At 69.3% G+C, this 11,839-nt stretch carries 11 protein-coding genes; 3 read left to right on the top strand and 8 right to left on the bottom strand.

The genetic code is table 11. The features are described 5' to 3' along the window. Window positions 1-24: 24 nt before the first annotated feature. Together ABGB14_RS36345 and ABGB14_RS36340 are read left to right on the top strand one after the other, a co-directional pair. Window positions 25-1,245: an ROK family transcriptional regulator gene (locus ABGB14_RS36345; RefSeq protein ID WP_347648379.1), complete on the top strand. Its 1,221-nt coding sequence runs from the start codon at window positions 25-27 to the stop codon at window positions 1,243-1,245. Between the two features lie 397 nt (window positions 1,246-1,642). Beyond that, window positions 1,643-2,941 carry an aspartyl protease family protein gene (locus ABGB14_RS36340; protein ID WP_347648378.1) on the top strand — a complete coding sequence of 433 codons (1,299 nt, stop codon included), beginning with the start codon at window positions 1,643-1,645 and terminating at the stop codon, window positions 2,939-2,941. Window positions 2,942-2,959: 18 nt separating this feature from the next. On the opposite strand, the gene ABGB14_RS36335 is transcribed toward ABGB14_RS36340, so the two are convergent. From ABGB14_RS36335 to msrA, 4 genes are read right to left on the bottom strand one after another with little or no spacing between them, the layout of a single operon-like run. After that, on the bottom strand, window positions 2,960-3,169 hold the full coding sequence (locus tag ABGB14_RS36335) for a hypothetical protein (RefSeq protein ID WP_347648377.1): 210 nt from the start codon (window positions 3,167-3,169) through the stop codon (window positions 2,960-2,962). A 36-nt stretch (window positions 3,170-3,205) separates the two neighbouring features. Next, window positions 3,206-3,724 (bottom strand): type II toxin-antitoxin system RelE/ParE family toxin, encoded by a 519-nt coding sequence (locus ABGB14_RS36330; protein ID WP_347648376.1) that lies wholly within the window; start codon window positions 3,722-3,724, stop codon window positions 3,206-3,208. A gap of 3 nt (window positions 3,725-3,727) precedes the next feature. Beyond that, window positions 3,728-4,036, bottom strand: coding sequence for a type II toxin-antitoxin system prevent-host-death family antitoxin (locus ABGB14_RS36325; RefSeq protein ID WP_347648375.1), 309 nt, complete (start codon window positions 4,034-4,036; stop codon window positions 3,728-3,730). A gap of 56 nt (window positions 4,037-4,092) precedes the next feature. Beyond that, entirely contained in the window at window positions 4,093-4,755 is a 663-nt protein-coding gene (msrA, locus tag ABGB14_RS36320) for a peptide-methionine (S)-S-oxide reductase MsrA (RefSeq protein ID WP_347648374.1), read from the bottom strand. 121 nt (window positions 4,756-4,876) lie between these two features. Between msrA and rarD the strand changes: the two genes are divergently transcribed. Continuing rightward, window positions 4,877-5,860: an EamA family transporter RarD gene (rarD, locus tag ABGB14_RS36315; RefSeq protein WP_347648373.1), complete on the top strand. Its 984-nt coding sequence runs from the start codon at window positions 4,877-4,879 to the stop codon at window positions 5,858-5,860. Here the strand turns inward: rarD and ABGB14_RS36310 are convergent. From ABGB14_RS36310 to nuoL, 4 genes are read right to left on the bottom strand one after another with little or no spacing between them, the layout of a single operon-like run. Next, entirely contained in the window at window positions 5,836-6,825 is a 990-nt protein-coding gene (locus ABGB14_RS36310; RefSeq protein WP_347648372.1) for a polyprenyl synthetase family protein, read from the bottom strand. The two genes, rarD and ABGB14_RS36310, sit on opposite strands and share 25 nt — an antisense overlap. A gap of 11 nt (window positions 6,826-6,836) precedes the next feature. After that, on the bottom strand, window positions 6,837-8,420 hold the full coding sequence (gene nuoN, locus ABGB14_RS36305) for an NADH-quinone oxidoreductase subunit NuoN (RefSeq protein WP_347648371.1): 1,584 nt from the start codon (window positions 8,418-8,420) through the stop codon (window positions 6,837-6,839). Continuing rightward, window positions 8,417-9,976, bottom strand: coding sequence for an NADH-quinone oxidoreductase subunit M (locus ABGB14_RS36300; RefSeq protein WP_347648370.1), 1,560 nt, complete (start codon window positions 9,974-9,976; stop codon window positions 8,417-8,419). The genes nuoN and ABGB14_RS36300 overlap by 4 nt, the downstream gene beginning before the upstream one ends. After that, window positions 9,976-11,823, bottom strand: a complete 1,848-nt coding sequence (gene nuoL / locus ABGB14_RS36295) for an NADH-quinone oxidoreductase subunit L (protein WP_347648491.1) — start codon at window positions 11,821-11,823, stop codon at window positions 9,976-9,978. Before nuoL ends, ABGB14_RS36300 begins: the two co-directional genes overlap by 1 nt. Window positions 11,824-11,839 lie beyond the last annotated feature (16 nt).

Genomic DNA, 11,839 nt, shown 5'->3' with positions numbered 1-11,839 from the left:
GTATCGTCCAGATCAGATACTTGAGTGGACGGGACGATCCCGGAGGTCAGGTTGGCCCAGGAGGAGATCCGCCGGCACAACGCCGGCACCCTGCTCCGGCACGTGCACCTGGGCGGCGCGGTCTCCCGCACGGCGCTGGCCGAGCGGATGAGGCTGAACCGCAGCACCATCATGGCGCTGACCACCGAGCTCGCCACGGCAGGCCTGGTCCGCGAAGAGCTGCCCGCCGACACCGGCCGGGCGGGACGGCCGTCGCTGGTGGTCCGCCCCGACTCCGGCCAGGTCTACGTGCTCGCCTTCGACGTCGCCGTGGACCGGCTGGTCGCCGCCCGGGTGGCGCTCGGCGGGATCATGCTGGACCGCAGGGAGACGGTCCGCCCGCGCGCCGGAGCCGACCTCGACCGGGTGGTCGAGGTGCTCGCCCGCTTCGGCCGGCAGCTGCACCGTACGGCGCCTCCGGACTCCGTGTGCGTCGGCGTCGGCGCCTCCTACTGCGGCATGATCCGGCCGGGCGACGGCATGGTGCGCTTCGGGCCCGACATGGGCTGGGTGGACCAGGCGTTCGGCACCGAGCTCGGCCGCCGGCTGGGCCTCTGCCTGCCGGTTGCCGTGGGCAACGAGGCGCACCTCGGCGCGCTGGCCGAACAGCAACGCGGAGCGGGCGCCGGCTTCCAGAACCTGATCTACCTCCACGGGGACGTCGGCGTGGGCGGCGGCATCATCGTGGGCGGCAAGCTGCTGGACGGCGACGGCGGCTACGGGTGCGAGCTAGGGCACATGGTGGTGAACCCGTACAACGGGCGTCCCTGCGGATGCGGCTCCCATGGTTGCCTGGAGGCGGAGGCCGGCGAGCGGGCACTCCTCGACGCCGCGGGCCGGCCCGCCGACCTGTTCGGCCGCGACGCCGTACGAGCCGTGGTGGACGACGCCGACCGTGGCGATCCCGCAGCCCAGGAGGCGCTGCGCCAGGTCGGCGACTGGCTCGGCATCGGCGTGGCCAACCTCATCAACCTCTTCAACCCCGGCATGGTCGTCTTCGGCGGCATGCTGCGCGACATGTATCCGGGCGCCGCGGCCCAGGTACGCGCCCGCATCGCCGCCAACGTGCTGCCCGTCGCGCGCGAACGGGTGAGACTGCGCACCTCGGCCCTGGGGGACGACGCCACCCTGGTCGGCGCCGCCGAACTCGGCTTCTCCGACCTGCTGGCCGACCCACTGGGCGTGCTCACCCGTACGACGAGGTGACGCGGTCGCACCGGCCCCCTCATCGCCCACCCATGGGAGCGCCCGCGACAGGCAGAGCCGGCAGCAGGCGGACCGGCGAGACGCCGCGACCGTGACCCAACGATGACACCGGGCGCACGAGGCGGGGACACGGTCGGCCGACAGTGGATGGGGTTGACGGCGGGAGAGCACGGGACGGGCTGTCGCCGGCGTGCGTGAAGCACTTGGACCGGCTGGCCCGGCACGAGACCACCCGTCCCCGGCCGCCCGCGCCGGGTCGACGTCGGCGGCCCGGACGCCCCCGGCAACTACGGCGTCGCCCTCACCGAGCGGGGCGAGCCGAACCGGCGGGAGCTGCTGTGACCGTCCGCCGGACGGCGAGGTGCAGCGGACGACGATCGACGTAAAGGAGAAAGGCATGGTTGAAGGCGGAAGATGGGACCGGCGTTCCCTGCTGCGGGGCGCCACCGTGCTGGCCGGTGCCGCCGCGACCGCACCGCTGCTGGGCGGGGCGGCCACGGCCCGAGCCCGCGGCGGTGACGCGGACGCGCTGTTCAAGGCGGGGAAGTTCGAGCAGGCCGGGCGCGCGTACGAGGAGATCCTGAGAGCAGACCCCGCGAACCTGAACGCGGCCCGCCGGCGCGGCTACGTCGGGCTGCTGGCCAACCGGTTCCCCGAAGCCGAGAAATACCTCAAGATGGCCATCGGGCTGGCACCCGGCGACAAGGATGCCAACCGGTTCCTGGCCGACTGCTACATCCGGCAGGACAAGTTCGCCCTCGCCGCACCACACTGGCAAGCGGCCGGCAGGGACGTCTTCGCCACGTGGTTCGCGGCGGTCCGCGGCGAGCCGTACCAGATCCACGGCGACATCGCGCGGCTGCCCTGGCCGCAGATGGACCCGAAACCGCTGGTGGAGGCCTCGGTCAACGGTGGATCGTCAAAACGCTTCACGTTCTACACCGGCTCCCCATGGCTGGGCCTGTCCTCGACGGTGGCCAAGGAGGCCGGGCTGAGCCCCGTCGCCAGCCAGAAGATCGATTATCTGGACGGCACCATATGGCAGTACTTCGGGGTGCTGGACTCGTTCAGGCTGGGCGGCATCGAACTGCGTAACATCCCCGTGGCGTGGTCGGAGTCGGAGTCGGGCGGAGATGTCGACACCGGCAACGACGGCATGATCGGCACGTGGGTCTTCTACCACCTGCTGACCACCTTCGACTACGCGGGCCGATCGCTGATCCTGCGGCGCAACACCCCGGAAGCGGCCAGGCAGGCGCGCGCCGCCGCCGAACGGGCGGGCGCGGAGCCCCTGCCGCTGTGGCTGGCCCGTGAGCACATGGTCCACAGCAGGGGCAGCGTCGCCGGCTCAGGCCCGCGCGTGGTGGCCTTGCCCATCGGCGGAGGCAGCGAGGCCGCCGCGGTCATGCACGGGGATACGGCCGAACGGTTGCGGATCCGCACCGACTACGACCGCCCCATCAGGACTCACGCTCACAGCCACCCAGCGGTCACCTACCCGTGCTATCCGAAGGAGATCCGCCTCGGCAGCGCCACCGCCCACGACATCTACTGCAACACGCACCCGGAGTCCGCACTCGCCCCCCTCGGGTTCGACGTGCCGGTCACCTTCTTCCACAGCTTCTACAAGCCGTACAACATCACCCTCGACTTCACCGGCATGAACGTCTACATCGCCCGCGGCAAGGCCGCCTGATCGCGGGCCTCCGCAGGTCTACGCCTCGCCGGAGGTCAGGCCGGCCGGCTCAGGAGAGGCCGGTGCCGAGCGGCGCCGGCCGAACCAGTGCCGATGGTTGCGAACGAAGGTCACCACGAAAAGGGCCTGAACGGCGCCCTCGCTGAGGAGGAAAAGACCGGAGTCCAGCGCCACCAGCACCGAACCGCCGTCGAAGGCGCCGACGATGGCGCCGACAGTGCGGACCACCGCGACGATCGCGATCGGAGCGGCGAACAGCGCGACCTAATGAGGCTTGGATCGGTACTCAGCCCACATGTCGACCGCCTCTCGAAGATCGAGAGCGGCAACATGCTCACGCGCCATCCCAACCGTGTAGATCAACCGGTCCGCGAGCCAATCTGGAACCGGTTCCCTAGGAGGAGTTTTCTCCACTCGAATGTGATCGGCCAGCGCGCCGAGGCGTTCGATCACCTGGCCGAGCTGGATGATCTCGGGCCGGTCCGCACCCGCCTCGCGAACCCTCGCTGTCGCCTCCGCGTACACTTCCGCGTCGGCCCTCTCACCGACAGCCCACACCTCGCAGATCTCCACCGCCTTGTCCTCGGTGATGCGGTAGACGACACGCCAGGTATTGCGACCGACCACCAGCTTCCGGAAACCGCTCAGTTCCCCGCCCAGCGGGTAGCCGGCTTCAGGGTTGTCCAGGAGGAGCAGGATCTTCTTGAGTACTTTAGGCACCGCGTCCGGGCCGATACGCCGGAGGTCGTCGACCGTCGGCGCCGTGAAGACGACGTCGGACACGATTCACTCATCGTCCGGGATGGCGGACAGCGACTCGCGAGTATGCCCGAAAGCGGCAAGCACCTCATCAAACGAGACCCGCTCCCCCGTATCCGTGACCGACCGGGCGAGCACCAGCGCCAGATCGCGAAGATCAGCCGCCGCTTCCTCCAGCTCATTGAGCCGGCGAATGCTCACGACGGCCGCCACTGGCTGATGCCGCCGGGTGACCACAAGGTCGGTCCCCTGCTCCGCATCAGCCACCAGGCGGGCAACGCCTCGCTGGGCCGCCTCTGTGACGCTCAGCTCATTAGCGTCGTGGAGAACAGTCATGCATCAACTGTACATCTTTCTATATAGAAGCGCAGCGCCCCGGGCCGAGCATCAGCTCAGGCCTCCCCTGAGGTCAGGCCGACGGGGCAGCTGACGCCCGTGCCGCCGATGCCGCAGTACCCGTTGGGCACTTTGTACAGATATTGCTGGTGATAGTCCTCGGCGAAGTAGAAGGGGCCGGCGGGGGCGAGCTCGGTCGTGATGTCGCCGTAGCCGGCCTGCTTGAGCACCTGCTGGTAGGCGTCGCGCGACGCCTCGGCGGCCTTCTGCTGCTCCGGGGAGTGGTAGTAGATGGCCGAACGGTACTGGGTGCCGACGTCGTTGCCCTGGCGCATGCCCTGCGTCGGGTCGTGAGCCTCCCAGAAGACCTTGAGGAGCTCTTCGTACGACACCTTCGCCGGGTCGAAGACGACCCTGACGACCTCGGCGTGCCCGGTGAGGCCGCTGCAGACCTCGTCGTACGTCGGGTTGGGGGTGTGGCCGCCCTGGTAGCCGGCGGCCGTCGTGACGACGCCCGGGGTCTGCCAGAAGATGCGCTCGGCGCCCCAGAAGCAGCCGAGGCCGAAGTCGGCGACCTCCAGCCCCGGTGCGTACGGCGGGGCGAGGGGGGCGTCGAGGACGGCGTGGCGGGCGGGCACGGGCATGGGCTCCGCGCGTCCCGGCAGGGCGTCCTCCGGTCGGACCATCGATGTCTTGTTGCCGCCGAACAGCCAGCCCATCTCGCACCTCCAGAGGTCTTCCCTCAGCCTACATACCCGTCAACACTTAAGAGATCCTGCATAATTCCCTATAGAGAAACACGTTTGTGTTTAAAGGTGGTAATGCCCGAAACTGGGGTACATGCCTGACCTTCGGCGCGGCGTACTGTTCGGGGCCGCCGCCTACACCATGTGGGGTCTGTTCCCGCTCTACTGGCCCCTGCTGAAGCCCTCGGACGCCGTGGAGATCCTGGCGCACCGGATGGTGTGGTCGCTGGTGGCCGTCGCCGCCGTGCTGGCCGTGCGCAGGCACTGGTCGTGGTTCAGGGAGCTGGCCCGCCGGCCGGCGAAGCTCGGCCTGCTGAGCCTCGCCGCCGTCGTGATCACCGTCAACTGGGGCACCTACATCTACGCGGTGAACACCGGGCACGTGGTCGAGAGCGCCCTGGGGTACTTCATCAGCCCTCTCGTCAACGTGCTGTTCGGGGTGGTGTTGCTGCGGGAGCGGCTGCGGCCGTTGCAGTGGACCGCGGTGGGGTTCGGGGCGCTGGCCGTGCTCGTGCTGACGGTCGACTACGGGCGGCCGCCGTGGATCGCCCTGACGCTGGGGATGAGCTTCGGCGTGTACGGGCTGGTCAAGAAGCGGGCGAACGTGGCCGCGACCGAGAGCCTGGCCGTGGAGACGCTGGTCCTGCTCCTGCCGGCCCTCGGCTACCTGCTCTTCCTGCAGGGCACCGGCGCGGCGACGTTCGGGACCGAAGGGATCTGGCACGCGGCGCTGCTGGCGAGCGGCGGCCTGGTCACGGCGGTGCCGCTGATCTGCTTCGGGGCGGCGGCCATCCGGGTGCCGTTGAGCACCATGGGGCTGCTGCAGTACATCGCGCCGATCCTGCAGTTCGCGTGCGGCGTGCTGATCGTGCAGGAGGTCATGCCGCCCAGCAGGTGGATCGGCTTCGCGATCGTCTGGGTGGCGCTGGCGGTCTTCACGTACGACAGCCTCAGGACGGCGCGTACGGCCGCCCGGGTCAGGCGATCGGCCACCCCAGCGGGCGAACCGGCGGGCGGCCGAGCGGGCGATCCCCCGAGCGGACCGGCGGGCGATCAGCCGCTGCGCTCCACCACGTAGTCACATAGCGCCAAAAATGCGTTCTTGGCGGGGATGTCGGGAAGGCCGAAAATGTCGGCACGGGCCCGGTCCACCCACGACTCCAGCTCCCGCCGCGCCCGCGCCATCCCCGGGTGCGCCCGCAGCAGCGTCAGCGCCTCCTCGACCTCTTCCTCGGCGACCGGTCCCGACAGCAGCGCGGTCAGCCGGGACGTCTCACCCGAGGCCAGCGCGTACAGCACCGGAAGGGTCCTGACGCCCTCGCGCAGGTCGGTGCCCGGCGTCTTGCCCGACTCCGCCCCGGTGGAGGCCACGTCGAGCAGGTCGTCGCCGAGCTGCCAGGCCACCCCGATGGCCTCGCACGCGCGGCTGAGCCGCTCCTCCACGTCCGCGGGAGCCCCGGACAGCAGCGCGCCGAAGCGGCCCGAGGCGGCGATCAGCGAGCCCGTCTTGTCGGACAGCACGCTGAGGTAGTGGCCGACCTGGTCCTCGTCGTCGCGCGGGCCGATGGTCTCGCGGATCTGCCCCTGGACGAGGCGGGAGAACGTCTGGGCCTGGATGCGGATCAGCTCGGGACCCAGGTCGGCCAGGATGTCGGAGGCCTGCGCGAACAGGTAGTCGCCGGTGAGGATCGCCACGGTGTTGTCCCACCGGGCGTTGGCGGAGGGCGTGCCCCGGCGTACCGGGGCCTCGTCCATGACGTCGTCGTGGTAGAGCGAGCCCAGGTGGGTCAGCTCGATCACGACCGCGCCGGGCACCACACCCGGCGCGGACGGGTCGCCGAACTGCGCGGCCAGCAACACCATCAACGTCCTGAACCGCTTGCCACCGGCCTCGATGAGATGCTTGGACGCCTCCGTGACGAAGGCGTCCTCGCTCTCCACGGACGAGCGCAGCAGCTTCTCGACCGCGGCCAGTCCGTTGGCCACGTCCTGCGCCAACCGCTCGTCCTCAATGGGAAGGTCAACCACGGGAGGCGCGGACATACGGGATCCCCTTATCTAATGAACAGGCTGCGAGCAGCGTCGTCAGCAACACCGAGCACGGACTCCGGGTAGAGCCCCACTCCTACGGTAACCAGCAGGGAGACGGCGATGACGGCCACGGTTCCCATACTGGGCACCGCGATCGCCGGTCCGTCGGCCGAGGGCTCGCTGAAGAACATCAGCACGATCACGCGGACGTAGAAGAACGCCGCGATCGCCGAGGCCACGACGCCCACGACCACCAGCGCCGCCATCCAGCCGCCCATCGAGTCGCCGGGCTGCGTGCCGCTCTCCAGCGCGGCCGCGAACACGGCATATTTGCCGAAGAAGCCGCTGGTCAGCGGGATGCCGGCGAAGGCCAGCAGGAAGAAGGCGAACGCCCCGGCCAGCATCGGCGCGCGCTTGCCGAGCCCGGCCCAGCGCGACAGGTGCCCCGCCTCGCCGCCCGGATCGCGTACGAGCGTGACCACCGCGAACGCGCCGACCGTGGTGATGCCGTAGACCGCCAGGTAGAACAGGATCGCCTTCAGCGAGGCCGCGTTCTGCGCGGCGGTGCCGAACGTGGCCATCACGCCGACGAGCAGGAAGCCCGCGTGCGCGATGGACGAGTAGGCCAGCATGCGCTTGATGTCGGTCTGCGTGATCGCCAGGATCGAGCCGACGATCATGGTGAGCGCGGCGATCCCCCAGATGACCGGCCGCCAGTTCCAGTCGAGGTTGCCCAGACCCACCCAGAACACCCTCAGCACGGCGCCCACGGCCGCCACGAGCGTGCCGGAGGCCATCAGAGCGGTGATCGGCGTGGGTGCACCCTGGTAGACGTCGGGCTTCCAGGCCTGGAACGGAGCCGCGCCGATCTTGAACATCAGGCCGACGCCGAGCATCGCGAGCCCGATCATCAGCAGCGGGTCGAGCGCGCCGCCGGCGGCCAGGGCCTGGTTGATGCCCGGCAGCGAGACGGTGCCCGCGAAGCCGTAGATCATCGCGGCGCCGTACAGGAAGAACGCCGAGGAGAACGCGCCCAGCAGGAAGTACTTCATGGACGCCTCCTGCGACAGCAGGCGGCGCCGGCGGGCCAGGCCGCACAGCAGGTAGAGCGGCAGCGACATGACCTCGAGGGCCACGAACATCATCAGCAGGTCGTGCGAGGCCGGGAACAGCAGCATGCCGCCCACGGCGAACAGGACCAGCGGATAGACCTCGGTGTGGCCGCCACCCGCGGACTCCGCCTCCTCCTCGTCGGCGCTGCCCGGAACGGCCGCGGCCGAGGCGACGAAGTGACCCTCGTCGTTGATGAGCAGCACGCAGACGAACGACAGGACGAGGATGACGCCCCAGATGAACAGCGAGGGCCCGTCCACCGCGAGCGCGCCCACGGCGGAGGCCGTGGTGGACACCTGGCCGCGCACGACCTGGAGGAGGACCAGCGCGAATGCGCCGGCCAGGCTGAGCAGGGTGAGCGCCACGTGGATCGGCTTGCGCATGTAGCGCGGCACGAAGGCCTCGACGAGCACCCCGATGATGGCAGCGCCGAAGACCACCAGCAGCGGCGCGAGCGTGCCGTATTCGATCGTCGGCGCTGGGATGGAGTTCACTGACCTGTCCCCTTCTCAGCGATGGTGGAGGTGGGTACGCCCACGTTGGTCAGCGTCTGTTGCACTGACGGGTTGATCACGTTGAGCAGCGGCGCGGGGAAGAACCCGAACCCGATGATCAGGGCGACCAGCGGAGCCAGCACCCAGACCTCGCGGGCGTTCAGGTCCTTGAACGGCTTGACCGGCTCGGCGGTCGGGCCGTTCAGGGTCCGCTGCACCATCCACAGGATGTAGACGGCCGCCAGGATCACCGCCACCGCGGAGACGGCCGCGGCCGCCGTCAGCGCCCCCGAGCCGTGGGCCTGGCTCGAGTACGTGCCGATCATGACCATGAACTCGCTCACGAAGGACGACAGGCCCGGCAGGGAGAGCCCGGCCAGACCGGCGACGAGGAAGAAGCCCGCGAGCACCGGCGCGACCTTCTGCACGCCTCCGTAGTCGCCGATGAACGGCGAGCCGCGCCTGGCGATCAGGAACCCGGCGGCCAGGAACAGCGCGCCGGTGGCGAAGCCGTGGTTGACCATGTAGAGGGCCGCGCCGGACTGGGCGACCGACGACATGGCGAACACGCCCATGACGATGAACCCGAAGTGCGAGATCGACGTGTACGCGATGAGCCGCTTCATGTCGGTCTGCCCGATGGCCACGATGGCGCCGTAGATGATGCTGATGACCGCCAGCACGATGATCGGCACCGTGAACGTCTTGGCCGCGTCGGGGAACAACTCCAGGCAGAAGCGGAGCATGCCGAACGTGCCGACCTTGTCCAGGACGCCGACCAGCAGCACGGCGGCTCCGGCCGGAGCCTGCGCGGCCGCGTCGGGCAGCCACGTGTGCACCGGCCACAGCGGCGCCTTGATCGCGAAGGCGATGAAGAACCCGCCGAAGAGCCACTTCTGCATCGTCGGGTCCTGGATGGCCCCGACGAGTTCGGGGAACATGAACGTCTGCTTGCCCGCGACCACGTAGAGCCCGATGACCGCGACCAGCATGAGCAGGCCGCCGAACAACGAGTACAGCAGGAACTTCACGGCCGCGTAGGACCGCTGGGCGCCGCCGTACGAGCCGATCATGAAGTACATCGGGATCAGCATGGCTTCGAAGAAGACGTAGAACAGGAAGATGTCGGTCGCCGCGAAGACGCCGATCATCATCGTCTCCAGCACCAGCAGCAGCGAGAAGTACGTCTTCACCGAGCGCTTGGGCGTGATGAGCGTGCCGTCGGCGGTCTTGACGCCGTCGGCGTCGTGCCACGAGGCCAGCACCACGATCGGCACCAGCACCGCAGAGAGCGCGATCAGCACGAGCGCCACGCCGTCGACGCCGACCCCGAACTTCACGCCGAAGCTCGGGATCCAGTCGTACTCGGCGACGAACTGGAAGCGCTCGCCCGACGGCTTGAACCCGGCGGCCATGACGCCCGTCAGGACCAGCACCGCCAGCGAGACCAGCAGCGTGACCTGCTTGGCCAGCTTGTCTCTGCCCTTGGGAAGCAGGGCCACCACGATGGCGCCCAGCACGGGCACCGCCATGAGTATCGGAAGCCAGGGTGACATCAGATGTTCCCAACGAGGAGCAGGGCGCCGGTCAGCAGGGCGGCACCGATCAGGATGGACAGCGCGTACGTTCTGGCGAAGCCCGTCTGGATCCGCCGCAGGCGCCCGGAGCTGCCGCCGATGCCCGCCGCCAGACCGTTGACCAGCCCGTCGATGCCGCGGTTGTCGAAGAACACCGCGAGGCGGGTCAGCCACTGGCCGGGACGCATGAAGAGCGACTCGTTGAGCGCGTCACCGTACAGGTCGCGCCGGGCGAACGTGGTGAGGAAGGAGCCGCGCGGCTGCACGGACGGAACCTCGGCCCGGCCGTACCTCATCCACGCGAAGGCCGCGCCGACCGCGACGAGCGCCAGGGTCGCCAGGCCGGGGGTGCTGGTGAAGTGGAAGGCGGGCAGCTCCTCGGGCCGGCCGACCGCCGGGGCCAGGAACACCATCAGCCGGTTGCTCAGGACGAGGTAGGCGCCCAGGCCGAGCGCGCCGAGCGACAGGACCATCAGCGGGATGGTCATGACGGACGGCGACTCGTGCGGGTGGGCGTCGTCGGCCCAGCGCTTCTCGCCGAAGAAGGTCATGAAGACCATCCGCGACATGTAGAAGCCGGTGATGCCCGCGCCGAGCACGGCCAGCCAGCCGAGGATCGGCTGGTGGTGCACCGCGGTCTCGATGATGCCGTCCTTGGTGAAGTAGCCGGACAGCAGCGGGAACCCGATGATCGCCAGGTAGCCGATGAAGAACGTGGCGAAGGTGATGGGCATGAACTTGCGCAGCCCGCCGTACTTCCGCATGTCGACCTCGTCGTTCATGCCGTGCATGACCGAGCCGGCGCCGAGGAAGAGGTCGGCCTTGAAGAAGCCGTGCGTGATCAGGTGGCCGATCGCGAACGCGTAGCCCGCGGGGCCGAGGCCCGCCCCGAGCATCATGTAGCCGATCTGCGACATCGTCGAGCCGGCCAGGCCCTTCTTGATGTCGTCCTTCGCGCAACCGATGATCGCACCGGCCAGCAGCGTGGCCGCGCCGACGACGGCCACGGCGAGCGCGGCCCCCGAGCCCTCGGGGAAGAAGAACGCCCCCGAGCGCACCACGAGGTAGACGCCGGCGGTGACCATGGTCGCGGCGTGGATCAGGGCCGACACGGGGGTCGGGCCCTCCATGGCGTCGAGCAACCACGACTGCAGGGGCAACTGCGCCGACTTGCCGCACGCGCCGAGGAGCAGCAGCAGGCCGATGGCCAGCATGGTGCCGTTCTCGGTGCCGGGCGTGATCTGCTCGCCGAGGCCCTGGAACGTGAGCGTCCCGAACGTGGTCCAGATCACGAACATGCCGACCAGCAGGCCGAAGTCGCCGACGCGGTTGACGACGAACGCCTTCTTCGCCGCGGTGGCCGCCGACGGCTTGAACTGCCAGAACCCGATCAGCAGGTACGAGGCCAGGCCCACGCCCTCCCAGCCGATGAACAGACCGACGTAGTTGTCGGCCAGCACCAGCAGGAGCATCGCGGAGACGAACAGGTTGAGGTAGGCGAAGAACCTGCGCCGGTGCTCGTCATGCGACATGTAGCCGATGGAGTAGATGTGGATCAGCGAGCCCACACCGGTGATCAACAGGGCGAAGCTGATCGACAGCGGGTCGATCAGCAGCCCCATGTCGACCATGCCGGGGATGAACTCGTAGAGGTGCACGGCCCGCCGGCGCTCCTCCGCCCCGAACCCGATCAGCTCGAAGAACGCCAGCACCGCCACGACGAACGAGGCGAGGGACATGGCCACGCCCAGCAGATGGCCCCAGCGGTTCGTGAACCGGCCGAACACCAGCAGGATGAACGCCCCGACGAGCGGGAAGGCGATCATCAGCCCGGACAGTCCG

This window comes from Nonomuraea sp. B10E15, assembly GCF_039871615.1.
GTDB lineage: Bacteria > Actinomycetota > Actinomycetes > Streptosporangiales > Streptosporangiaceae > Nonomuraea.
Note: the sequence above shows the minus strand (reverse complement) of the source record. Positions and strands in the feature narration are given on the sequence as shown.